Raw genomic sequence first — 24,234 nt, forward strand, 5'->3', positions numbered from 1 at the left:
GTGTTCCGTATGAAGAAATGCAGCGATTAGGTAAAACGGCCGCGAGTTTAGCACGCCCGAGGGCCGGCCTAGGCTAAACTGCTTGGCTACGCCGAGGAGCCCCCCATGCAAAATCCGCAGAACCTGATCTGGATCGACCTGGAAATGACCGGTCTGAACCCTGACACCGACGTCATCATCGAAATGGCCACCATCGTCACCGACAGCGACCTCAATACCCTGGCCGAAGGCCCGGTGATCGCGATCCATCACAGTGACGAAATCCTCGCCGGCATGGACGAATGGAACACCCGCCAGCATGGCGGCTCGGGCCTGACCCAACGCGTGCGCGAGAGCAAGATCAGCATGGCCGAGGCCGAGGCCCAGACCATCGCTTTCCTGGAACAGTGGGTGCCGAAGGGCAAGTCGCCGATCTGTGGCAACAGCATCTGCCAGGACCGTCGCTTCCTCTATACCCACATGAAGGCCCTGGAAAGCTACTTCCATTACCGCAACCTGGACGTCTCCACCCTCAAGGAACTGGCCGCGCGCTGGGCGCCGGAGGTGCGTGACAGCTTCCAGAAAGGCGGCAGCCACCTGGCCCTGGACGACATCCGCGAATCCATCGCCGAGCTGCAGCATTACCGCAAGCATTTCATCAAGTTCTGATCCAGCACAGCGCTCTTGTGGCGAGGGGGCTTGTGAGGGCAAGGCATGTGGGAGAAGAGCTTGCTCGCGAAACAGGCGACTCGGTCCCTGAAAGGCCGCATCGCCTTCATCGCGGGCAAGCCTTGCTCCCACAGATCCCCTCGCCACGGGTTCTGTGGTGGACAGGCTGGCGCCGCCCTCTTTTGGTGCCTGCCCGAAATGGCTAGACTGCGCGCCCTCCTGCAAGGACCGCCACCATGTTGTTGATGCTTTATCTGATCGCCATCACCGCCGAAGCCATGACCGGCGCCCTTTCTGCCGGGCGTCGCGGCATGGACTGGTTCGGCGTGGTGCTGATCGCCTGCGTCACCGCGCTGGGTGGCGGTTCGGTGCGCGACGTGTTGCTCGGGCATTACCCGCTCACCTGGGTCAAGCACCCGGAATACCTGGTGCTGACCACCGCCGCGGCGATGCTGACGGTGTTCCTGGCGCGCTGGATGCGTCACCTGCGCTCGCTGTTCCTGGTGCTCGATGCCCTGGGCCTGGTGGCGTTCACCCTGATCGGCTGCATGACGGCCCTGGAAATGGGCCACGGCATGCTGGTGGCCTCGGTCAGCGGAGTCATCACCGGGGTGTTTGGCGGGATCCTGCGGGACATCTTCTGCAACGACATCCCGCTGATCTTCCGCCGCGAGCTGTACGCCAGCGTTTCGTTTGCGGCGGCGTGGTGCTATCTGCTCTGCGTCTACCTGCAATTGCCCAGCGAACAGGCGATCCTCATCACCTTGTTCGGCGGGTTCCTGCTGCGGCTCCTGGCGATCCGCTTTCACTGGGAAATGCCGAAGTTCGTCTACAACGACGAGGTCTGACGCTCGGCGTGCTGGCGCAGCGCCCATTCGACATGCTCGCGCACCAGTTCCGACGGATAGTCGCGCCGCGCCTCCAATGCTTGCAGCACCGGGATGGTCGAAGGCGCATTGCCCAGGCCCACCGCCAGGTTGCGCAGCCAGCGTTCGTAGCCGGCCCGGCGTAGGGGCGAGCCTTCGGTGCTGCGCAGGAACGTTTCCTCGTCCCACAGGAACAGTTCGGCCAGCCCGGCGTTGTCGAGGTTGTGCCGCGGTTTGAAGTCGCTTTCCCCGGAGGGGCGGGCGAAGCGGTTCCAGGGACAGACGATCTGGCAGTCGTCACACCCGAACACCCGGTTGCCGATCAACGGGCGCAGGTCTTCCGGGATGGCGTTCTTCAACTCGATGGTCAGGTAGGAAATGCAGCGACGGGCGTCCAGCACGTAGGGCCCGACGAAGGCGTTCGTCGGGCAAATGTCCAGGCAGGCGGTGCATTTTCCACAATGTTCACTGGCGTGGGGTGGATCTGTCGGCAGTGGCAAGTCGACGAACAGCTCGCTCAGGAAGAAATAGCTGCCGGCCTTGCGGTTCAGCACCAGGGTGTTTTTACCGATCCAGCCAAGCCCGGCCTGTTCGGCGATGGCCTTTTCCAGGACCGGCGCGCTGTCGACGAAGGCGCGATAACCGAAGGGGCCGATGACCGCCTGGATTTTTTCGGCCAGTTGTTGCACGCGCTTACGGATCAATTTGTGGTAATCGCGGCCCAATGCATAGCGCGAGACGTAGGCTTTTTCCGGTTGGCCGAGCCTATGCGCCATTTGGGTGTCGCCGGGCAGGTAGTCCATGCGCAGGGACACCACCCGTAGGGTGCCGGGCACCAGTTCTTCCGGATGGGAGCGCTTGCTGCCGTGGGCGCCCATGTAGTCCATTTCGCCGTGGTAGCCCGCGTCGAGCCAGCGTTGCAGGTGTTGCTCATGCTCGGCAAGGTCCAGGCCGCTGATGCCGACCTGCTGGAAACCCAGCTGGCGGCCCCACTCCTTGATGGACTGGGCGAGGGCGGGCAGGTCTGTAGGAATGACGGGCATGAGGCGAGAGAAACCGGAGCTGAGATGCGTATAATTCTGCCAGACATCGGAGCCCGAAGACGCATGCCGCACACTAAAGATGATTTTCCCGACGCGCTGTACAGCGCTGCGCAAGTCCGGGCCCTCGACGCACAACTGATCGCGGCCGGCACCAGCGGCTTCGAATTGATGCAGCGTGCGGCCCGCGCCACTTGGCGGGCGATTGTCCGGCGCTGGCCCGATGCCAATGAACTGACCGTGCTCGCCGGCCACGGCAACAACGCTGGCGACGGCTACCTGGTCGCGACCCTGGCCCGTCGTGCGGGCTGGTCGGTGCGGGTGCTGGCGGTGGGTGAGCCGCGGCGCTTGCAGGGCGACGCCGCCAATGCCCACGCCGAAGCCATTGCCGTGGGCGTGCCGGTGGAGCCCTGGTCGGACGACGCCGAATTGCGCGGCGTGTTGCTGGACGCGTTGCTCGGCACCGGCCTGAGCGGCGACGTTCGCGAGCCTTATATTCGCGCCATCGACACCATCAACGTCAGCGGCCTGCCGGTCGCGGCGGTGGATATCCCCTCGGGCTTGTGCGCCGACACCGGACGGGTGCTGGGCACGGCGGTGACGGCTGACCTGACCGTCACCTTCATCGGCCTGAAGCTCGGGCTGTTCACGGGCGAGGCGGCGGACCGGGTCGGTGAGCGGGTGTTCAACGACCTGCAGGCCGACCCGGACCTCGTCGAGGCGGCGCCGACCAGCGCCCGATTGCTCTCGGCGCGCAATCTGCCGCGCCTGGCGCCGCGCGCCGCCACCGCCCACAAGGGCAGGTTCGGCCATGTGCTGTTGATCGGCGGCGACCGGGGTTTCGGCGGCGCGATCCAGATGAGCGCCGAAAGTGCCCTGCGGTGCGGCGCGGGCATGGTGTCGATGGCCACCCGCAGCGAGCACGTCGCCGCAGCGTTGACGCGCTTGCCGGAAGTCATGGTGCAGGGCAGTCATTCGGCCAACCAGTTGATGGGGTTGCTCAAGCAGGCCAGCGTCGTGGTGGTCGGGCCGGGCCTGGGCCAGGCCGCATGGGGTCGCAGCCTGCTGTCGGCGGCGGCCAATGCGCCGCTGCCGCAGGTCTGGGACGCCGATGCGCTGAACCTGCTGGGCAGCGGCGCTGTCAGTCTGCCCGAGGCTTGTGTCCTCACGCCGCACCCGGGGGAGGCGGCGCGGCTGCTGGGAATCTCCACGGCCCAGGTGCAGGCGGACCGCCCGGCGGCAGCCCATGCATTGAGCAAGAAATATACAGCCACGGTGATCCTCAAGGGTGCCGGCAGCCTGGTTGCCAGCCCGGATGGTCGCCTGGCGGTGTGCAGCCAGGGGCATCCGGCCATGGCCACCGCTGGCCTGGGGGATGTCCTGGCCGGGGTGGTCGGCGCGTTGCTGGCCCAGGGCCTGGAAGGCTTCGAGGCCGCCTGCCTGGCCGTGTGGCTGCATGCCAATGCCGGTACCCAAGCCGGTCGGTCGGGCCGGGGGTTGGCGGCGACCGACCTGATCCCGGCCATTCGTCAGTTGTTGGAGGAGCATTCACCGTGTCTGAAGTAACCCTGTACGTGGCGGATGAACACGCCATGACGGAATTAGGTGCGCGCATCGCCCGCACCACGGCCGGCCATGGCCTGATTTTTCTTGAAGGCGACCTCGGTGCCGGAAAAACCACCTTGTCCCGTGGCATCATTCGTGGCCTCGGCCACGTAGGCTCGGTAAAAAGCCCCACGTTCACATTGGTCGAGCCCTACGAGATCGGTGATATCCGCGCGTTTCATTTCGACCTGTACCGCTTGGTGGATCCCGAAGAGCTGGAATTCCTCGGTATCCGCGATTATTTCGAAGATGACGCCTTGTGCCTGATCGAATGGCCTGACAAGGGTGCAGGCTTTTTGCCAAAGCCTGACCTGACCATTACCATTGGCGCGCAGAATGGCGGGCGTTCGCTGAAACTGACGCCGCAAGGCTCGCGTGGCGAGTCGTGGTGTGCCGCGTTGGCATTGGAAAACTATTGATGATGGGGTTTGGTATGCGCTTTCGCGCGGTGGTTGCTGTCGTAGGACTGTTGCTTACGGCACTGGCCGTCGATGCTGTGGCCGAGACAAAGGTCAACAGCGTTCGCCTCTGGCGGGCGCCGGATAACACTCGACTGGTGTTCGACCTGACGGGCCCGGTGCAGCACAGCGTGTTCACCCTGACCGCCCCCGACCGCCTGGTGATCGACATCAACGGCGCCTCCCTGGGCGCGCCGCTGAACGTCGCCACCGCCAACACGCCGATTACCGCGATGCGTTCGGCCCAGCGCACGCCAACCGACCTGCGGGTGGTCATCGACCTGAAAAAGGCCGTGACCCCGAAGAGCTTCACGCTCGCCCCCAACGCCCAGTACGGCAACCGGTTGGTGGTGGATCTGTTCGACAACCCGGCCGACGCCGCGCCGCCACCCCCGCCACCGACCAATGTCGCCACGGTACCCGCAGTGCCGGTGACCCCGGCCGAGCCTGCGATCAAGCTGCCACCGGCGCCGGCCGGCAAGCGCGACATCATCGTCGTGATCGACGCCGGTCACGGCGGCGAAGACCCGGGGGCCTCGGGCTCCCGCGGGCAGCGTGAAAAAGACGTGGTGCTGTCCATCGCCCGTGAGCTGCAACGCCAGGTCAACGGCATGAAGGGCTTCCGCGCCGAACTGACGCGCACCGGGGACTACTTCATCCCATTGCGTGGGCGTACCGAGATCGCCCGCAAGAAAGGCGCCGACCTGTTCGTCTCCATCCACGCCGACGCCGCGCCTTCCGCGGCGGCCTTCGGCGCCTCGGTGTTCGCCCTGTCCGACCGCGGTGCGACGTCCGAGACCGCCCGCTGGCTGGCCGACAGTGAAAACCGTTCCGACCTGATCGGTGGCGCCGGCAACGTCAGCCTCGACGACAAGGACCGAATGCTTGCCGGCGTGTTGCTCGACCTCTCGATGACCGCTTCGTTGACCTCCAGCTTGAACGTCGGCCAGAAGGTCCTGAGCAACATCGGCCGCGTCACGCCACTGCACAAGCAGCGGGTGGAACAGGCCGGCTTCATGGTGCTCAAGTCCCCGGATATTCCGTCGATCCTGGTTGAAACCGGCTTCATCTCCAATGCCAACGAAGCGTCCAAGCTGTCGTCGTCCAGCCACCAACAGGCGCTGGCCCGTTCCATCAGCAGCGGCGTGCGGCAGTTTTTCCAGCAGAACCCGCCCCCGGGCACCTACATCGCCTGGTTGCGTGACTCCGGCAAGATCGCCCAAGGCCCGCGGGACCATCGAGTCAGCCCGGGCGAGACCCTGGCGATGATCGCGGTGCGCTACCAGGTATCGCCGGCCACGCTGCGCAGTGCCAACAACCTCAAGAGTGACGAGCTGAAGATCGGCCAGACCCTGACCATTCCCGGCAACGAAGTGGCGTCCAAGCAATGAGCGATGAAGTGATCGGCGGCAGCGCCCGCATCGAACTGCTCAGCCCGCGGCTGGCGAACCAGATCGCCGCCGGTGAGGTGGTCGAGCGCCCGGCATCGGTGATCAAGGAATTGCTGGAGAACAGCCTCGATTCGGGGGCCAAGCGGATCGACGTGGACGTCGAGCAGGGCGGGGTCAAGCTGTTGCGGGTGCGCGATGACGGCGGCGGCATTTCTTCCGACGACCTGCCGCTGGCCCTGGCGCGTCATGCCACCAGCAAGATCCGCGACCTGGAAGACCTGGAGCGGGTCATGAGCCTGGGGTTTCGTGGCGAGGCGCTGGCGTCCATCAGTTCGGTGTCGCGCCTGACTCTCACCTCGCGCACCCGCGATGCCGACCAGGCCTGGCAGGTCGAGACCGAAGGCCGGGACATGGCCTCCCGGGTCCAGCCGGCCGCCCACCCGGTGGGCACCTCGGTGGAAGTGCGCGACCTGTTCTTCAACACCCCGGCCCGGCGCAAGTTCCTCAAGGCCGAGAAAACCGAATTCGATCATCTGCAGGAAGTCATCAAGCGCCTGGCCCTGGCGCGTTTTGACGTGGCATTTCATTTGCGCCACAACGGCAAAACCATCCTCAGCCTGCACGAGGCCCATGACGAGGCGGCCCGTGCCCGGCGCGTGGGGGCGGTGTGCGGCGCGGGTTTCCTCGAACAGGCATTGCCCATCGAGGTGGAGCGCAATGGCCTGCGGCTATGGGGTTGGGTCGGGTTGCCGACCTTCTCCCGCAGCCAGGCCGACTTGCAGTATTTCTACGTGAACGGCCGGGCGGTACGCGACAAACTGGTGGCCCACGCCGTGCGCCAGGCGTATCGCGATGTGCTGTTCAACGGCCGGCATCCGACGTTCGTGCTGTTTTTCGAGGTCGACCCGGCGGTGGTGGACGTCAACGTGCACCCGACCAAGCACGAAGTGCGTTTCCGCGATGGGCGCATGGTCCACGATTTCCTCTACGGCACCCTGCACCGCGCCCTGGGCGATGTGCGTCCGGAAGACCAGCTCGCGGCGCCAGCCGCGGTGGGCGCGATGGTCCGGCCCACGGGGCTGGAGGCTGGCGAGTTCGGTCCCCAGGGCGAAATGCGCCTGGCGGCCAACGCGTTGCTGGAACAACCCCAGCCCCAGCCGAGCTACAACCCGGCCGGGACCGGTGCCGGCAGCGGCTATCAGTATCAATACACGCCGCGCCCGCAATCGAACGTGCCGGCGGCCGAGGCCCAGGCGGCCTACCGCGAGTTTTTCAAGCCGCTGCCGGAAGCCGGCGCCACGGCCCTGCCCGACGGCCAGGGCGACATTCCGCCGTTGGGTTATGCCCTGGCGCAGCTCAAGGGTATCTACATCCTCTCGGAAAATGCCCAGGGCCTGGTCCTGGTGGACATGCATGCCGCCCACGAACGGATCATGTACGAGCGGCTGAAAATCGCCATGGCTAGCGAAGGCCTCAGCGGGCAGCCGTTGCTGGTGCCCGAATCCCTGGCGGTCAGCCAGCGTGAAGCCGATTGCGCCGAAGAACACGTGGGCTGGTTCCAGCGCCTGGGCTTCGAGTTGCAACGCCTGGGCCCGGAAACCCTGGCGATCCGCCAGATCCCGGCCCTGTTGAAACAGGCCGAAGCCAATCGGCTGGTCAGCGACGTACTGGCCGACCTGATGGAATACGGCACCAGCGACCGCATCCAGGCGCACCTGAACGAACTGCTCGGCACCATGGCCTGCCACGGCGCGATCCGCGCCAACCGGCGCCTGGCCCTGCCGGAAATGAATGGCCTGCTGCGGGACATGGAAAACACCGAGCGCAGCGGCCAGTGCAACCATGGCCGGCCGACCTGGACCCAATTGGGCCTGGACGACCTGGACAAACTGTTCTTGCGCGGTCGTTGATGAGCCAGTTGCCACCCGCGATTTTCCTGATGGGGCCGACGGCCGCCGGCAAGACCGACCTGGCCATCGAACTGACCAAGGTCCTGCCCTGCGAGCTGATCAGCGTCGATTCGGCGCTGGTCTACCGGGGCATGGACATCGGCACCGCCAAGCCGTCCAAGGCGCTGCTGGCCGAATTTCCCCACCGCTTGATCGATATCCTCGATCCGGCCGAGGCCTATTCGGCGGCGGATTTTCGTCGCGACGCCCTCCAGGCCATGGCCGAGATCACCGCCCGCGGCAAGATTCCCCTGCTGGTGGGCGGCACCATGCTGTATTACAAGGCCCTGGTCGATGGCCTGGCGGACATGCCGGCGGCCGATCCCGAGGTTCGCGCCGGGATCGAAGAAGAGGCCGCGCGCCTTGGCTGGCAGGCCCTGCACGAGCAATTGGCGGTCATCGACCCGGAATCGGCCGCGCGCATTCATCCCAACGATCCGCAGCGGCTCAGCCGGGCGCTGGAGGTTTATCGGGTCAGCGGCCAGAGCATGACCGCCCTGCGCCAGCGACAATCTGCGCAAAGTACTGAAGCAGCCGCTTCGGGACTGCAACAATTGCCCTATACTGTCGCGAATCTGGCCATCGCCCCGGCGAACCGGCAAGTGCTGCACCAGCGAATTGAACAAAGATTCACATTAATGTTGGAACAGGGATTCATCGACGAGGTCGTAGCCCTGCGTAAGCGAAGTGACCTGCACGCCGGGTTGCCGTCTATACGTGCTGTGGGTTACCGCCAGGTCTGGGATTACCTTGACGGCAAGCTGACGTCAGCCGAGATGCGGGAGCGTGGGATCATTGCCACGCGCCAATTGGCGAAACGCCAGTTCACCTGGCTGCGCAGCTGGACTGACCTGCATTGGCTCGACAGTCTCGATTGCGACAATCTGCCACGCGCCTTGAAATACCTCGGGACCATCTCCATATTGAGCTGAGTCCTTGCAATAGCCGTCTATCCTTGGGGGTGTGACGGCCCAAGCCATCTGATTCCGATTTTTATTATTGATCCTTAAAGGAGTGCGGCACATGTCAAAAGGGCATTCGCTACAAGACCCTTACTTGAACACTTTACGTAAAGAAAAAGTTGGGGTGTCCATCTATCTCGTCAACGGGATCAAACTGCAAGGCACGATCGAGTCGTTCGACCAGTTCGTCATCCTTCTGAAAAACACCGTCAGCCAGATGGTCTACAAGCACGCGATCTCCACCGTCGTGCCAGTCCGTCCAATTCGCCTGCCTAGCGCAACCGAATCCGAAGGCGGCGACGCTGAACCGGGTAACGCCTGATAGGAGCCTCCTTTGTTCTTTGAGCGCCACGGTGGTGGTGAACGGACCGTTCTCGTTCACCTGGATGGACAGGACCCTGAGGCGCGCGAAGATCCGCAGGAGTTTCAGGAATTGGCACTTTCGGCCGGCGCCGAGACCGTCGCGTTCTTCAACGTGCCGCGTCATCGGCCAACCGCCAAGTTCCTGATCGGCAGTGGCAAGGTCGAGGAGTTGCGCGACCTGGTCAAGGCCGAGCACGTCGACCTGGTGATTTTCAATCACATCCTCACGCCCAGTCAGGAGCGCAACCTCGAACGTGTCTTCGAGTGTCGCGTGATCGACCGGACCGGGCTGATCCTCGATATATTCGCCCAACGCGCCCGCACCCATGAAGGCAAGCTCCAGGTCGAACTGGCCCAGCTTGAGCACATGAGTACGCGGCTGGTTCGTGGCTGGACTCACCTTGAGCGGCAAAAGGGTGGTATCGGCCTGCGCGGCCCGGGTGAAACCCAGCTGGAGACCGACCGGCGCCTGCTGCGGGTTCGCCTGCGCCAGATCAAGGGGCGCCTGGAGAAGGTCCGCAGCCAGCGCGAGCAATCGCGCCGCGGTCGCAAGCGCGCGGAGATCCCGACGGTTTCACTGGTGGGCTATACCAACGCCGGCAAATCGACCCTGTTCAACAACGTCACCCAATCCGACGTCTACGCCGCCGACCAGCTGTTCGCCACGCTCGACCCGACCCTGCGCCGGCTCGACCTGGACGACCTCGGGCCGATCGTGCTGGCCGACACCGTGGGCTTCATCCGTCACCTGCCGCACAAACTGGTCGAGGCTTTCCGGGCTACGCTCGAAGAGTCGAGCAACTCCGACCTGCTGCTGCACGTGATCGATGCCGCCGAACCGGACCGGATGCTGCAGATCGAGCAGGTGATGGTGGTGCTGGGCGAGATCGGGGCCCAGGACTTGCCGATCCTCGAGGTATACAACAAACTCGATTTGCTCGAAGGCGTGGAACCGCAGATCCAGCGCGATGCCGATGGCAAGCCGCAACGGGTCTGGCTGTCGGCCCGCGACGGCACCGGCCTGGACCTGCTCAAGCAGGCGGTGGCCGAGCTGCTGGGGGACGACCTGTTCGTGGGGACCCTGAAGTTGCCGCAACGTTTTGCCCGGCTGCGTGCCCAGTTCTTCGAGCTGGGTGCGGTGCAGAAAGAAGAACACGACGAAGAAGGTACCTGCCTGCTGGCAGTGCGCCTGCCTCGATCGGAGCTGAACCGTCTGGTCAGTCGCGAAGGGCTGCAACCGATGGAATTCATCGAGCAACACACTTTGCAATAAAAGCCTGAGAAAGCGGTGTCAGGCATTCTGTAGCATTGGTCGGCGCGCCGTGGGTGCGTCTTTGCTTTATCAGATGGAGAGCGCTATGGCTTGGAATGAGCCGGGTGGCAACTCGAACAATCAGGATCCCTGGGGTGGCAAGCGTCGTAACAACGGCGACCGCAAGGGCCCGCCGGATCTCGACGAGGCCTTCCGAAAGCTGCAGGAAAGCCTGAACGGTTTGTTCGGTGGTGGTAAGAAACGCGGTGACGATGGCGGCGGCCGTCCGGGCAAGGGCGGCGGTTTCGGCCTGCTCGGCATCGGGCTCGTCGTGTTGGCGGCTGTCTGGCTTTACAGCGCGGTCTATGTCGTGGACGAGCAGGAGCAGGCCGTGGTGCTGCGCTTCGGCAAGTACTACGAGACCGTCGGCCCGGGCCTGAATATCTATTTCCCGCCGATCGACCAGAAGTACCTCGAAAACGTCACGCGCGAGCGGGCGTACAGCAAGCAGGGCCAGATGCTCACCGAGGACGAGAACATCGTCGAGGTGCCGCTGACCGTGCAGTACAAGATCACCAACCTGCAGGACTTCGTGCTGAACGTCGACCAGCCGGAAGTGAGCCTGCAGCACGCGACCGAAAGTGCCCTGCGCCACGTGGTGGGTTCCACCGCCATGGACCAGGTGCTGACCGAAGGCCGCGAGCTGATGGCCAGCGAGATCAAGGAACGCCTGCAACGGTTCCTCGACACCTATCGTACCGGCATCACCGTGACCCAGGTGAACGTACAGAGCGCGGCGGCACCGCGTGAAGTGCAGGAAGCCTTCGATGACGTGATCCGTGCCCGTGAAGACGAGCAGCGTTCGCGCAACCAGGCCGAGACCTATGCCAACGGCGTCGTGCCGGAGGCACGCGGCCAGGCCCAGCGCATCATCGAGGATGCCAACGGCTACCGCGACGAAGTGGTGTCCCGCGCCAAGGGTGAGGCCGATCGCTTCACCAAGCTGGTGGCCGAGTACCGCAAGGCTCCCGAGGTGACCCGTCAGCGCCTGTACCTGGACACCATGCAGGAAGTCTTCAGCAACACCAGCAAGGTCCTCGTGACCGGCAACAAGAACGGCCAGAGCAACCTGCTGTACCTGCCGCTGGACAAGATGGTCGAAGGCGGTCGCAACACCGCCACGCCGCCTGTCGGCAGCACGTCGGCCGCCAGCAATGAAGCCAACGCCCGTGCGGCGGCGGACCTGCAGCAACAGCAAGCACGTACCAGGGAGAGTCGCTGATGAGCAATAAATCGCTGATCGCCCTTATTGTCGGTGTCGTCGTGGCGATCGCTGCCTGGAACTGCTTCTACATCGTGGCTCAGACCGAGCGTGCGGTGTTGCTGCAATTCGGCCGCGTGGTCCAGGCTGATGTCCAGCCGGGGCTGCATGTGAAAGTGCCGTACGTCAACAAGGTGCGCAAGTTCGACGCTCGCCTGATGACGCTGGATGCGCCGACGCAACGTTTCCTGACGCTGGAAAAGAAAGCCGTGATGGTGGATGCCTACGCCAAGTGGCGGGTGAAGGATGCCGAGCGCTTCTACACTGCGACCTCGGGCCTGAAGCAGATCGCCGACGAGCGCCTGTCCCGTCGCCTGGAATCGGGCCTGCGTGACCAGTTCGGCAAGCGCACGCTGCATGAAGTGGTGTCCGGCGAGCGTGATGCGCTCATGGCCGACATCACCCGTTCGCTGAACTCGATGGCGGAAAAGGAGCTGGGGATCGAGGTGATCGATGTCCGGGTCAAGGCCATCGACCTGCCGAAGGAAGTGAACCGCAGCGTGTTCGAGCGGATGAGCACCGAGCGTGAGCGCGAAGCCCGTGAGCACCGTGCCAAGGGTAACGAGTTGGCGGAAGGTATCCGTGCCGACGCCGATCGCCAGCGCCGCGTGCTGCTGGCCGAAGCCTATCGTGAATCGGAAGAGGTTCGCGGTGATGGCGACGCCCAGGCGGCGGCGATCTACGCCAAGGCCTACGGCCAGGACCAGGAGTTCTACGGGTTCTATCGTAGCCTGCGTGCCTACCGTGAAAGCTTCGCGAACAAATCCGACGTCATGGTCCTGGACCCAAGCAGCGACTTCTTCCACTACCTGGAAAGGGCCAAGCCTTGATACGACGTTGACCTGGAGTGCTCCGCCCGGCGGCTAAAGCGTCGGGCGGGGTGATCCTTTGGGAAAACGTGTGTATGATGCGGCAGCCGGGAAATTCCCGGCTTTTTTGCGTCTGCACGTTCGATTGCGGTTTCCAGTGCAGGCGTCGGGTTGAACGACCCGACAGGTTTTTCGAGGAAAGTGCCGGACGAGGCCGATTCAAGGGTCATTCGTCACGTCGCCCTTGCGCGTTGTTTGTGCAGCGGCCTGGCATTTTCTGCTTCACTCAAGGCTTGCCCGAGGGCTGGCCGCCCGGACCATAGGGGAATGGCGTAATGGCAACGGTAGACCGCTGGCTGCTGCCAGATGGCATCGAAGAAGTACTGCCACCGGAAGCTGCGCGTATCGAAGTAGCGCGTCGGCAGGTGTTGGATCTGTTCCAGAGCTGGGGTTACGAGTTCGTCGTCACCCCGCATATCGAGTACCTGGAATCCCTGCTGACCGGCGCGGGCCAGGACCTGGACCTGCGCACCTTCAAGGTCATCGACCCGCAATCGGGCCGGCAGATGGGCTTTCGCGCCGACATCACGCCGCAAGTGGCGCGCATCGATGCCCACACCCTGCGTCGTGAAGGGCCGAGCCGCCTGTGCTACGCCGGTAGCGTACTGCACGCCCAGCCACGGGCCCTGTCATCCTCGCGCAGCCCGATCCAGTTGGGCGCCGAGTTGTATGGCGACGCCAGCCCGAGCAGCGACGTGGAAGTCATCAGCCTGATGTTGGCCATGCTGCAACTGGCCGACGTACCGGATGTCCACATGGACCTGGGGCATGTCGGCATCTACCGCGGCCTGGCCCGTGCGGCCGGTTTGTCCGGCGAAGTGGAGCAGCAGCTGTTCGACGCGCTGCAACGCAAGGCCATCGACGAGGTCATCAGCCTGACCGAAGGCCTGCCTGCCGACCTGTCCGGCATGCTGCGGGCACTGGTGGACTTGTGCGGGGGGCGAGAAGTATTGGCGGCTGCCCGCGAGCGCCTGGCCCATGCGCCGGCACCGGTACTGGCGGCGCTGGACGACCTGCTGGCGATTGCCGAGCGCTTGTCGGTGCGTTTCCCGGACCTGCCCCTGTATTTCGACCTGGGTGAGTTGCGCGGTTATCACTACCACACCGGCGTCGTGTTCGCCGTATTCGTACCGGGCGTCGGCCAGTCCATCGCCCAGGGCGGTCGCTACGACGACATCGGTGCCGACTTCGGTCGTGCCCGTCCGGCGACCGGTTTCTCTACCGATTTGAAAACCCTGGTGACCCTGGGGCGTGCTGAAGTCGAGCTACCGTCTGGCGGTATCTGGATGCCTGACAGTACGGATGCGGCACTCTGGCAGTTGGTCTGCCAGTTGCGCGGCGAGGGTCAGCGTGTCGTCCAGGCCTTGCCTGGGCAACCTGTGGCCGCCGCCCGTGAAGCGGACTGCGACCGGCAATTGATTCAGCAGAATGGGCTTTGGCAAGTATTGCCGCTGGCTTCTTGAGTTTTCCCGCCGGCCGCGGCCGGCACCAAGTTTGCGCGAATGAGGACAAGTGTTATGGGTAAGAATGTCGTAGTCCTGGGCACCCAGTGGGGTGATGAGGGCAAAGGCAAGATCGTTGATCTGCTGACCGAACATGCTGCCGCCGTAGTGCGCTACCAGGGTGGTCACAACGCAGGCCACACCTTGGTGATCGACGGTGAGAAGACCGTCCTGCACCTGATTCCCTCGGGCGTGCTGCGCGAAGGCGTCCAGTGCCTGATCGGCAACGGCGTGGTGGTTGCGCCCGACGCCTTGCTGCGGGAAATCATCAAGCTGGAAGAGAAAGGCGTACCGGTGCGCGAGCGCCTGCGTATCAGCCCGTCCTGCCCGCTGATCCTGTCCTATCACGTCGCGTTGGACCAGGCCCGTGAAAAGGCCCGTGGCGAACTGAAGATCGGCACCACCGGTCGCGGTATCGGCCCGGCCTACGAAGACAAGGTGGCTCGTCGCGGCCTGCGCATCGGTGACCTGTTCCATCGCGAGCGCTTCGCCGCCAAGCTGGGCGAGTTGCTGGACTACCACAACTTTGTCCTGGTCAATTACTACAAAGAGCCGGCCATCGACTTCCAGAAAACCCTGGATGAGTGCATGGAGTACGCCGAGCTGCTCAAGCCGATGATGCTCGATGTCACCGCCGAGCTGCACGAGCTGCGTCGCGCCGGCAAGGACATCATGTTCGAGGGGGCCCAGGGTTCGCTGCTGGACATCGACCACGGCACCTACCCGTATGTCACCAGCTCCAACACCACTGCCGGCGGTATTGCCACCGGTTCGGGTTTCGGCCCGATGTACGTGGACTACATCCTGGGTATCACCAAGGCCTACACCACCCGTGTCGGCTCGGGTCCGTTCCCGACCGAACTGTTCGACGACGTCGGCGCCTTCCTGGCCAAGCGTGGCCATGAGTTCGGTGCGACCACCGGTCGTGCCCGTCGCTGTGGCTGGTTCGATGCCGTCATCCTGCGCCGCGCCATCGACGTCAACAGCATCTCGGGCCTGTGCCTGACCAAGCTGGACGTGCTGGACGGGCTGGAAACCATCAACATCTGCGTGGGCTACAAGAATCAGGACGGCGCTGTCATCGACGCTCCGACCGATGCCGACAGCTACATCGGCCTGGAGCCCGTGTACGAGCAGATGCCAGGCTGGGCTGAATCGACCGTGGGCGCCAAGACCTTGGAAGAGCTGCCAGCGGCGGCCCGTAACTACATCAAGCGCGTCGAAGAGCTGGTCGGCGCCCCGATCGACATTATTTCGACAGGGCCTGACCGCAACGAAACCATCGTCCTGCGTCACCCGTTCGGCTGATAAGTCGTTGATGTAAAAAGCAAAGGACCCTCATTTGGGTCCTTTGTCGTTTCGGCTGCCGAGCGGCATGACACTTGCTACGCAACTCCATTACAGGCAACTCTTGACGAGTGCCATCAATTTAATGGCGTTTGGTAGAGGGATTTCACGTGTCGGCCGTTCTCTCACTGTTACAAAGCCGTTTATTACGGCCCGTGTTCGTTACCCTCGGTATCGCCCTTTTGGTGCAGGTGCTGGTGGCCGTCGCGCTGACTCGAAGCACTGTCACGGCGCTGGAAGCCGATCTCGGTGCGCGTTTGGGTGCAGACAGCCAGAAACTTTCGGCAGAGCTGGAGCAGGCCGGGCGTGAAGTCACGTCGAGCCTGGATAGCCTGTCCGCCAGCACGCGGCAGCGGCTGAATGCCGGCTTGTCCGCGCGGCTGAAGGACGAGCAGGCCCAGTTGCGTGGGGCGCTGGAGAAAGACTTGCGCGATTCCGCCAATGATATGGCGCAACTGCTGGCTTCCGTCGCGCCCCGCGCCATGTGGGACAGTGACGTGCCGACCCTTTCCGAATTCGCCCGTCGGGCCCAGCGCAATCCCAATGTGCTGTTCGTCATCTATGACGACGCCGCCGGTGAGCACCTGACGCGCTATCTGAACCGGGAAAACCCGGTCAACAAGGCGTTGCTGGAAAAAGGCAAGGGTGAGCGGGCGCTGGACAAGGTCCTGGATGCGGCGAAGAACGATCCATCGGTTTATTACCTCGAAGCTTCGATCAACCCCAATGGCGTGGAAATCGGCAAGGTATTGATGGGGGTTTCCACCGCTTCGGTTGAAACCGACCTCAAGGCCCTGGACCAGCGCTTCTCGGCGTTGATCGCCAGCAGCGACCAGTTGGTGGGCGACAGCCTCAAGGGGGCTGCCGCCGACAGTGCGAGCGCGATGCGCGGTCGCCTGCAATCGGCGCAGGCCACGGCCACGCAAATGCAGACCAACACGTCCGGCGCCGTGCAGGAGGCGGCGGGCACCTTGCGCTGGCGCATCGGCCTCGGCCTGGCCCTGGTGGGCGCTGGCGTCCTGTTGCTGTTGGCCGTGGTGCTGGGGCGTCGGGTGGTCAATCGCCTGAAGCTGCTGATCGCGGCGATGAACGACCTGGCGGCGGGCGAGGGCGACCTGACCAAGCGCGTGCAAATCAACAGCAAGGACGAGATCGGCGACATGGCCTCGGCGGTCAATCGCTTCGTGGACAAGTTGCAACCCATCGTGCGGGAGGCGGGAGATGTTGCCCAGCGAACCGGCGTGGAAATCGGCGCGATGACCTTGCGCAACTCCGGCGCCGATGCGGCCGCCGGGATGCAGCGTGATGAAGTGGCCGAGAGTCTGCGGGCGCTGTCGCAAATGGCCGACGAAGCCCAATCGGAAAGCCAGGCGATGCAGGCAGCCTTGCAGCAGGTGGCGGAGATTCGCCAGGCCACGGACGAAACCACGCGCACGTCGGCCAAGGTCAGTGGCTTGATCGAGGCGCTGGCCGGGCAAGTGGACACCGGCGCGAAAGTGATCGAGCGGCTGGCGCAGCAGAGCGAGCAGATCGAAGTGGTGCTGACCGTGATCCATGGCATTGCCGAGCAGACCAACCTGCTGGCCTTGAACGCCGCCATCGAAGCGGCGCGAGCCGGCGAGACCGGGCGCGGGTTTGCGGTGGTGGCGGATGAAGTGCGGGCGTTGGCGAGCAAGACCCAGAGTTCGACGGGGGACATCCAGGCGCACATCGTGGCCCTCCAGCAGGGCGCTCGCGAGGCCGTGGCGGCGATTGGCCTGGCGGGGCGCCAGGCCAGCGAGGGTTTGCTGGTCCTGCGTGACAGTGCGCGCTTGCAGCAGACGGTGCAGACGTCGGTGGAGCAGGTGCATGCGGCGATTGGCCTGGCGACCCAGGCGGCGGCTCATCAGGCCCAGGGGGCGCAGGCGGTGCGCGGGCGGGTGGAGACCATTCACGTCCAGGCTGAGAAAGCGGCCCAGGCGGTGGTCGAGACGACGGCCAGTGGCAAGGTGTTGGACAGCCTGGCGGCGCAGTTGAAGGCCAGCCTGGGGCAGTTCCGAGCCTGATCGGGCGGCTGGGTTGACCTGATCGCGAGCAGGCTCGCTCCCACATGGATCGCATCGAACAGCGTTCCACCGTGGGGGCGAGCCTGCGCACGATAGCGATTCCAGCGACTCGGATATGTCCAGGGCCGAAACGCAAAAACCCGCTTTCGCGGGTTTTTGTGAGGTCCAAGGTCTTCAACCTTGAATCTTGAATTGGTGCCCAGAAGAAGACTCGAACTTCCACGACCTTGCGGTCACCAGCACCTGAAGCTGGCGTGTCTACCAATTTCACCATCTGGGCAGCATCTTCAGCGTTGCCGCTGTTGATGTGGCGCACTATACGGAGCGCGTTTTGATCTGTAAACCCCTGTTTTTGTTTTAGTAATTGCCTGGTGAATTTTCTGGGGCGCAGAAATGCAAAAACCCGCTTTCGCGGGTTTCTGTAAAGCTGGCAGATCGTTGATCGGCTGCTTGAAATTGGTGCCCAGAAGAAGACTCGAACTTCCACGACCTTGCGGTCACCAGCACCTGAAGCTGGCGTGTCTACCAATTTCACCATCTGGGCAGTATCGGCAACGTGTGTGCGTCGTCGATGGCGCGCACTATACGGAGCGTGTTTTTAACTGTAAACCCCTCTTGGTAAAAAAACCTGGAAATTTCACGAGCGGCGCGATCCAGGGCTCCGGTGGAGGGTCTAACGACTTCGGAAACAGGATTCAGTTGCCTGAAATTTCCCGTTTCATTAAGCCTATGCCAAACTAACCCGCATATAGACAAGGTGAAAACTCTCTAATGGCCGATTGGCAGTCCCTCGATCCCGAGGCCGCTCGTGAAGCGGAAAAATATGAAAACCCTATTCCTAGCCGCGAACTGATCCTGGCGCACCTCGCCGATCGGGGCTCGCCCGCCAGCCGCGAGCAATTGGTCGAAGAATTCGGCCTGACCACCGAGGACCAGCTCGAAGCCCTGCGCCGTCGCTTGCGCGCCATGGAGCGCGACGCCCAGCTGATCTACACCCGCCGCGGCACTTACGCGCCGGTGGACAAGCTCGACCTGATCCTGGGGCGCATTGCCGGTCACCGCGATGGCTTCGGCTTCCTGATCCCGGACGACGGCAGCGACGACCTGTTCATGAGCCCTGCGCAGATGCGCCTAGTGTTCGACGGCGATCGGGCCCTGGCCCGGGTGTCCGGCCTGGATCGGCGTGGTCGTCGTGAAGGCGTGATCGTCGAGGTGGTCTCCCGTGCCCACGAAAGCATCGTCGGCCGCTATTTCGAGGAAGGCGGCATCGGTTTCGTCGTCGCGGACAACCCGAAAATCCAGCAGGAAGTGCTGGTCACCCCGGGCCGCAATGCCGACGCCAAGGTCGGCCAGTTCGTCGAGGTGAAGATCACCCACTGGCCAACCCCGCGCTTCCAGCCCCAAGGGGACGTGGTGGAAGTGGTCGGCAACTACATGGCGCCGGGCATGGAGATCGATGTCGCCCTGCGTACCTATGACATCCCGCACGTCTGGCCCGATGCGGTCATGAAGGAAGCTGCCAAGCTCAAGCCGGAAGTCGAGGAGAAGGACAAGGAAAAGCGCATCGACCTGCGCCACCTGCCGTTCGTCACCATCGACGGCGAGGATGCCCGGGACTTCGACGACGCGGTCTACTGCGAAGCCCGGCCCGGCAAGCTGCGCCTGTTCTCCGGCGGCTGGAAGCTGTACGTGGCGATCGCCGACGTTTCCAGCTACGTGAAGCTCGGTTCGGCGCTGGACGCCGAAGCCCAGGTACGCGGCAACTCGGTGTACTTCCCGGAACGCGTCGTGCCGATGTTGCCTGAGCAGTTGTCCAACGGCCTGTGCTCGCTCAACCCGCACGTCGATCGCCTGGCCATGGTCTGCGAGATGACCATCTCCAAGTCCGGCGAAATGACCGACTACTGCTTCTACGAAGCGGTGATCCATTCTCACGCGCGCCTGACCTACAACAAGGTCAGCGCGATGCTGGAGACACCGAAGCTGGCCGAATCGCGCAAGCTGCGTGGCGAATACAGCGAGGTACTGCCGGACCTCAAGCAGCTCTATGCGTTGTACAAGGTGCTGCTGGCGGCGCGCCACGTGCGCGGTGCGATCGATTTCGAGACCCAGGAAACCCGGATCATCTTCGGTTCCGAGCGCAAGATCGCCGAAATCCGCCCGACGGTTCGCAACGATGCGCACAAGCTGATCGAGGAATGCATGCTGGCGGCCAACGTCGCCACCGCCGAGTTCCTGAAGAAGCACGAGATTCCTGCGCTGTACCGGGTCCACGATGGCCCGCCGCCGGAGCGCCTGGAAAAGCTGCGGGCGTTCCTCGGTGAGCTCGGCCTGTCCCTGCACAAGGGCAAGGAAGGCCCGACGCCGAAGGATTACCAGGCCCTGCTGGCCAGCATCAAGGATCGTCCGGATTTCCACCTGATCCAGACCGTGATGCTGCGTTCGTTGAGCCAGGCGGTGTACAGCGCCGATAACCAGGGCCACTTCGGCCTGAATTACGAAGCCTACACCCACTTCACCTCGCCGATCCGCCGCTACCCCGACCTGCTTACGCACCGGGCCATCCGCAGCGTGATCCATTCGAAGATGAACACCCCGCACGTCAAGCGTGCCGGTGCGATGACGATTCCGAAGGCGCGCATCTATCCGTACGACGAAGCGGCGCTCGAACAGCTCGGCGAGCAATGCTCGATGAGTGAGCGCCGTGCCGACGAAGCGACCCGCGACGTGGTGAACTGGCTCAAGTGCGAGTACATGAAGGATCGCGTCGGCGAGTCGTTCCCGGGGGTGATCACTGCCGTGACCGGTTTCGGCCTGTTCGTCGAGCTGACCGATATCTACGTCGAGGGCCTGGTGCACGTCACCGCGCTGCCGGGCGACTACTACCACTTCGACCCTGTGCATCACCGCCTGGCGGGCGAGCGCACCGGTCGCAGCTTCCGCCTGGGCGATACGGTCGAAGTCCGGGTCATGCGCGTCGATCTCGACGAGCGCAAGATCGACTTCGAGATGGCCGAGAAAACCATCAGCGCGCCGATCGGCCGCAAGAAGCGAGGTGCCGAAACGCCCGCGCCTGCCGCCAAGGCTGCCGAGCCGGCGTCGTCCAGGGCCGGGCGCGGTTCGGCCAAGGAAAAAGCCAGCGACGCCTATCGTCCGAGCGATGCGGCGGCGAAGAATGCCGAGGTGCGCAAAAGTCGCGAAATGAAGCAGGCGTTGCTGGCCGAAGCGAAGAGCGGCGGTAAAGCGACATCGGGCAAGGCCGCCAGCAAACCGAGCAAGCACCGTAAAGGCCCGCCGAAAGCGGGCTCGGCCCCGGCCAAGAGCGGCGGGGCGCGTAAACCCAAGGCCAAGTCATGAGTCAGTTGGAAAAGATCTACGGCGTGCATGCCGTGGAAGCGCTGTTGCGTCACCACCCCAAGCGGGTCAAGCAGATCTGGCTGGCGGAAAGCCGCAGCGAGCCCCGGGTGCAGACCCTGGTCGAGCTGGCCAACGAAAACCGCGTGGCGGTCGGCCAGGCCGAGCGGCGCGAGATGGACGCCTGGGTCGAAGGTGTTCACCAGGGCGTGGTAGCCGAGGTCAGCCCGAGCCAGGTCTGGGGCGAGGCGATGCTCGAAGAGCTGCTCGATCGCACCGAGGGCGCGCCACTGTTGCTCGTCCTGGACGGCGTGACCGACCCGCATAACCTCGGCGCCTGCCTGCGTTCGGCGGATGCGGCCGGGGCGCTGGCGGTGATCGTGCCCAAGGACAAGTCGGCCACGTTGACCCCCGCGGTACGGAAAGTCGCCTGTGGCGCCGCGGAGGTGATTCCGCTGGTGGCCGTGACCAACCTGGCACGCACCCTGGAGAAACTCCAGCAGCGTGGCCTGTGGGTGGTCGGTACGGCGGGCGAGGCCGAGCAGGACCTGTACCAGCAGGACCTCACCGGCCCGACGATCCTGATCATGGGCGCCGAGGGCAAGGGCATGCGCCGGCTGACCCGCGAGCATTGCGACTACCTGGTGAAGTTGCCGATGGCCGGTAGCGTCAGCAGCCTCAACGTCTCGGTCGCGACCGGCGTGTGCCTGTTCGAAGCGCTGCGCCAGCGTAGCGTCAAGGCGGCTGCGAAGAAGTAGGCTCCAGGCAAGTCCCAGTGGGAGCGAGCCTGCTCGCGATAACGGTGAATCAGTGACAGCGATGTCGACTGGCACGCCGCTATCGCGAGCAAGCTCGCTCCCACATTGGTTTTGTATGGGATGAAAGCTGGGTTGTTCAAATAATCACCAATTGCCTTGCGCCGCCCCCGACCCTTCTCTACAATTGCGCCCCTTGCTGTGATGGCAGGCACTTATGTGTCTAGCGTCCACAAGTCCATAAGTGTCATTCACTCCTTGTCTGACCGTTTTTGAGCGGCAGGCTACAACCCGTAAGGAGCATTCATGCGTCATTACGAAATCATCTTTTTGGTCCACCCGGATCAAAGCGAGCAAGTCGGCGGCATGGTTGAGCGTTACACCAAGCTGATCGAAGAAGACGGCGGCAAAATCCACCGTCTGGAAGACTGGGGCCGTCGTCAACTGGCCTATGCAATCAACAATGTTCACAAGGCTCACTACGTGATGCTGAACGTTGAGTGCACCGGCAAGGCCCTGGCCGAGCTGGAAGACAACTTCCGCTACAACGATGCAGTGATCCGTAACCTGGTCATCCGTCGCGAAGAAGCCGTTACCGGCCAATCCGAGATGCTCAAGGCTGAAGAAAACCGCAGTGAGCGCCGTGAGCGTCGCGACCGTCCTGAGCACTCTGACAGCGCCGATGGCGATGACAGCGATAGCGACAGCGACAACAGCGATAACGCTGACGAGTAATCCACGGACCTTTTAAGGAGCCAATCACATGGCACGTTTCTTCCGTCGTCGTAAATTCTGCCGCTTCACCGCTGAAGACGTGAAAGAGATCGACTACAAAGATCTCAACACCCTGAAAGCCTACGTATCCGAGACCGGCAAAATCGTTCCAAGCCGTATCACCGGTACCAAAGCTCGTTATCAGCGTCAGCTGGCCACCGCTATCAAGCGCGCCCGCTTCCTGGCCCTGCTGGCCTACACCGACAGCCACGGCCGCTGAGACCGGGCAGTCGACGAGTAGTAAGGGATTGAATGCATGCGCGCCTTAGCTGACTTCATCATGCGGGGACGTGTGCAGGCCACGCTGGTCGTGGCCGGATCCGCGGCATTGCCGCTGTTGTTCTGGTTGAGTGCCGCCGCTGGAGCCCTTGTGCTCCTGCGGCGCGGTTCGGACGCCTTGAGCGTCCTGGGTATCGGGTTGTTGTCGGCGTTGGTGAGCTGGCACTTCCTGAAGGACCCGACGACACTCCTGGTGTTGCTCGGGGCTTGTGGCCTGGCGTTGGTTCTGCGCGCCGGGCATACCTGGAACCGCGTGCTGCTGTGCAGCGTGGCCGTGGGGTTGTTGTGTGCGGTGAGCCTGGGAACTGTGTTCAGTTCCATCATCGAATCACTGGCGCAGACGTTCAAGGACGTGTTGCCGCTGGCGATGGGTGGGGTCTACGAGACATTCTCGGCAGACCAGAAGGCGTTTGTCACGGCCATGACTGCTCCGCTGATGATCATTTCGATAGCGTCTTCGTTGCAGGTCTTTAGCGTGCTGTGCCTGATACTTGGGCGCTATTGGCAAGCTTCGTTGTACAACCCCGGGGGATTCGGCCGCGAGTTTCGCGCCATCCGGTTCCCCAAAGGCGTGGCGCTGTCACTGCTGGCCGTCATGTGTGTGGCTCCGTTCTTCGGGCTGCATGCACTGATCCTGTTGCCGCTGTGCAGTGTGCCGCTGATCTTCGCCGGCCTGGCCCTGGTTCATGGGCTGGTGGCGCAGAAGCGACTGGCCAGTTTCTGGCTGGTGGGGATGTACGTGACGTTGTTTCCTTTCATGCACTTGCTCGGTCCGTTGCTCGTGGTCATGGCCATCGTCGACAGCCTGATTGATTTTCGCGGTCGTATGGCGTCGAAAGACGCCGACAACGCGAACGGTGAAGGTTAAAAGTTAGAGGATTTTCACATGCAACTGATCCTTCTGGAAAAAATCGCCAACCTGGGCAACCTGGGCGACAAAGTAAACGTTAAGGCCGGCTACGGTCGTAACTACCTGCTGCCTTTCGGCAAGGCCACCGCGGCGACCGCTGCCAACCTGGCTGCGTTCGAAGAGCGTCGCGCCGAGCTGGAAAAAGCCGCCGCAGACCGTAAGGCATCGGCTGAAAGCCGTGCTGCCCAACTGGCCGAGCTGGAAGTGACCATCACTGCCACCGCTGGCGACGAAGGCAAGCTGTTCGGTTCGATCGGTACTCACGACATCGCTGACGCACTGACCGCCTCCGGCGTTGAAGTCGCGAAAAGCGAAGTTCGTCTGCCGAACGGCACCATCCGCAACGTAGGTGAATTCGACGTCGCCGTGCACCTGCACGCTGAAGTTGAAGCCACCGTACGCGTTGTCGTGGTAGCAGCCTAAGCAATACCTGTCGGCTGGCACCCTCGGGTACTAGCCGGTAACATCGGGCACGATCCTGTCTACAGGTCGTGCCCTTTGTCTTTCTGCAAGACCGGATTTTCATCACCCCTGCGTTTCCAAG

General features: G+C 63.4%; 21 protein-coding genes and 2 tRNA genes. 20 read left to right on the top strand and 3 right to left on the bottom strand.

Annotation, left to right across the window (positions count from 1 at the left end):
* Window positions 1-105 precede the first annotated feature (105 nt).
* Both orn and Q6A48_RS14280 read left to right on the top strand, forming a co-directional pair.
* Window positions 106-648 (top strand): oligoribonuclease, encoded by a 543-nt coding sequence (gene orn / locus Q6A48_RS14275; RefSeq protein ID WP_304554755.1) that lies wholly within the window; start codon window positions 106-108, stop codon window positions 646-648.
* Between the two features lie 236 nt (window positions 649-884).
* Window positions 885-1,496 carry a trimeric intracellular cation channel family protein gene (locus tag Q6A48_RS14280; RefSeq protein WP_042732966.1) on the top strand — a complete coding sequence of 204 codons (612 nt, stop codon included), beginning with the start codon at window positions 885-887 and terminating at the stop codon, window positions 1,494-1,496.
* Here Q6A48_RS14280 and queG read toward each other — a convergent pair.
* A complete protein-coding gene (gene queG, locus Q6A48_RS14285) occupies window positions 1,478-2,557 on the bottom strand; it encodes a tRNA epoxyqueuosine(34) reductase QueG (protein ID WP_304554758.1) in 1,080 nt (359 codons plus the stop codon). The genes Q6A48_RS14280 and queG overlap by 19 nt on opposite strands.
* Before the next feature lie 63 nt (window positions 2,558-2,620).
* Here queG and Q6A48_RS14290 point away from each other — a divergent pair, with 63 nt between their 5' ends.
* The 12 genes from Q6A48_RS14290 (at window position 2,621) to Q6A48_RS14345 (ending at window position 17,618) form a co-directional block, all read left to right on the top strand.
* Window positions 2,621-4,120, top strand: a complete 1,500-nt coding sequence (locus Q6A48_RS14290) for an NAD(P)H-hydrate dehydratase (protein ID WP_304554759.1) — start codon at window positions 2,621-2,623, stop codon at window positions 4,118-4,120.
* Entirely contained in the window at window positions 4,108-4,578 is a 471-nt protein-coding gene (gene tsaE, locus Q6A48_RS14295; protein WP_304554761.1) for a tRNA (adenosine(37)-N6)-threonylcarbamoyltransferase complex ATPase subunit type 1 TsaE, read from the top strand. Before Q6A48_RS14290 ends, tsaE begins: the two co-directional genes overlap by 13 nt.
* Complete coding sequence (locus tag Q6A48_RS14300) at window positions 4,578-6,008, top strand: N-acetylmuramoyl-L-alanine amidase (protein WP_304554762.1); 1,431 nt, start codon at window positions 4,578-4,580, stop codon at window positions 6,006-6,008. Before tsaE ends, Q6A48_RS14300 begins: the two co-directional genes overlap by 1 nt.
* Window positions 6,005-7,918 (top strand): DNA mismatch repair endonuclease MutL, encoded by a 1,914-nt coding sequence (gene mutL, locus Q6A48_RS14305; RefSeq protein ID WP_369811703.1) that lies wholly within the window; start codon window positions 6,005-6,007, stop codon window positions 7,916-7,918. Before Q6A48_RS14300 ends, mutL begins: the two co-directional genes overlap by 4 nt.
* Window positions 7,918-8,889, top strand: a complete 972-nt coding sequence (gene miaA, locus Q6A48_RS14310) for a tRNA (adenosine(37)-N6)-dimethylallyltransferase MiaA (RefSeq protein WP_304554763.1) — start codon at window positions 7,918-7,920, stop codon at window positions 8,887-8,889. Before mutL ends, miaA begins: the two co-directional genes overlap by 1 nt.
* Window positions 8,890-8,980: 91 nt before the next feature.
* Entirely contained in the window at window positions 8,981-9,241 is a 261-nt protein-coding gene (gene hfq, locus Q6A48_RS14315) for an RNA chaperone Hfq (RefSeq protein WP_003186419.1), read from the top strand.
* A 12-nt stretch (window positions 9,242-9,253) separates the two neighbouring features.
* Window positions 9,254-10,555: a ribosome rescue GTPase HflX gene (gene hflX / locus Q6A48_RS14320; RefSeq protein ID WP_304554765.1), complete on the top strand. Its 1,302-nt coding sequence runs from the start codon at window positions 9,254-9,256 to the stop codon at window positions 10,553-10,555.
* Window positions 10,556-10,640: 85 nt separating this feature from the next.
* Window positions 10,641-11,816, top strand: a complete 1,176-nt coding sequence (gene hflK / locus Q6A48_RS14325) for an FtsH protease activity modulator HflK (RefSeq protein ID WP_304554766.1) — start codon at window positions 10,641-10,643, stop codon at window positions 11,814-11,816.
* The gene (hflC, locus tag Q6A48_RS14330; RefSeq protein ID WP_304554767.1) at window positions 11,816-12,685 is read left to right on the top strand and encodes a protease modulator HflC; all 870 of its coding nucleotides are present in this window, start codon (window positions 11,816-11,818) and stop codon (window positions 12,683-12,685) included. Before hflK ends, hflC begins: the two co-directional genes overlap by 1 nt.
* 314 nt (window positions 12,686-12,999) lie before the next feature.
* Entirely contained in the window at window positions 13,000-14,187 is a 1,188-nt protein-coding gene (locus Q6A48_RS14335) for an ATP phosphoribosyltransferase regulatory subunit (protein ID WP_304554768.1), read from the top strand.
* Window positions 14,188-14,241: 54 nt separating this feature from the next.
* The gene (locus tag Q6A48_RS14340) at window positions 14,242-15,534 is read left to right on the top strand and encodes an adenylosuccinate synthase (protein WP_042729519.1); all 1,293 of its coding nucleotides are present in this window, start codon (window positions 14,242-14,244) and stop codon (window positions 15,532-15,534) included.
* 149 nt (window positions 15,535-15,683) lie between these two features.
* A complete protein-coding gene (locus Q6A48_RS14345; RefSeq protein WP_304554769.1) occupies window positions 15,684-17,618 on the top strand; it encodes a methyl-accepting chemotaxis protein in 1,935 nt (644 codons plus the stop codon).
* 193 nt (window positions 17,619-17,811) lie between these two features.
* Here Q6A48_RS14345 and Q6A48_RS14350 read toward each other — a convergent pair.
* Both Q6A48_RS14350 and Q6A48_RS14355 read right to left on the bottom strand, forming a co-directional pair.
* A tRNA-Leu gene (locus tag Q6A48_RS14350) sits at window positions 17,812-17,898 on the bottom strand.
* A 177-nt stretch (window positions 17,899-18,075) separates the two neighbouring features.
* A tRNA-Leu gene (locus tag Q6A48_RS14355) sits at window positions 18,076-18,162 on the bottom strand.
* A gap of 227 nt (window positions 18,163-18,389) precedes the next feature.
* Between Q6A48_RS14355 and rnr the strand changes: the two genes are divergently transcribed.
* The 6 genes from rnr to rplI all read left to right on the top strand — a co-directional run bounded on the left by rnr (window position 18,390) and on the right by rplI (window position 24,113).
* Window positions 18,390-20,975 carry a ribonuclease R gene (gene rnr, locus Q6A48_RS14360; RefSeq protein WP_304554770.1) on the top strand — a complete coding sequence of 862 codons (2,586 nt, stop codon included), beginning with the start codon at window positions 18,390-18,392 and terminating at the stop codon, window positions 20,973-20,975.
* Window positions 20,972-21,730 (top strand): 23S rRNA (guanosine(2251)-2'-O)-methyltransferase RlmB, encoded by a 759-nt coding sequence (rlmB, locus tag Q6A48_RS14365; RefSeq protein WP_041024061.1) that lies wholly within the window; start codon window positions 20,972-20,974, stop codon window positions 21,728-21,730. The genes rnr and rlmB overlap by 4 nt, the downstream gene beginning before the upstream one ends.
* Window positions 21,731-22,033: 303 nt before the next feature.
* Window positions 22,034-22,462 (top strand): 30S ribosomal protein S6, encoded by a 429-nt coding sequence (gene rpsF, locus Q6A48_RS14370; RefSeq protein ID WP_003186395.1) that lies wholly within the window; start codon window positions 22,034-22,036, stop codon window positions 22,460-22,462.
* Window positions 22,463-22,490: 28 nt separating this feature from the next.
* Entirely contained in the window at window positions 22,491-22,721 is a 231-nt protein-coding gene (rpsR, locus tag Q6A48_RS14375) for a 30S ribosomal protein S18 (RefSeq protein WP_002551829.1), read from the top strand.
* 36 nt (window positions 22,722-22,757) lie between these two features.
* Window positions 22,758-23,648, top strand: a complete 891-nt coding sequence (locus Q6A48_RS14380) for a YybS family protein (protein WP_304554771.1) — start codon at window positions 22,758-22,760, stop codon at window positions 23,646-23,648.
* An 18-nt stretch (window positions 23,649-23,666) separates the two neighbouring features.
* The gene (gene rplI / locus Q6A48_RS14385) at window positions 23,667-24,113 is read left to right on the top strand and encodes a 50S ribosomal protein L9 (RefSeq protein WP_003186385.1); all 447 of its coding nucleotides are present in this window, start codon (window positions 23,667-23,669) and stop codon (window positions 24,111-24,113) included.
* The last annotated feature ends 121 nt before the right edge of the window (window positions 24,114-24,234 follow it).

Source organism: Pseudomonas citrullilanati, assembly GCF_030580855.1.
In the GTDB taxonomy this organism is placed as follows: Bacteria; Pseudomonadota; Gammaproteobacteria; order Pseudomonadales; family Pseudomonadaceae; genus Aquipseudomonas; species Aquipseudomonas citrulli.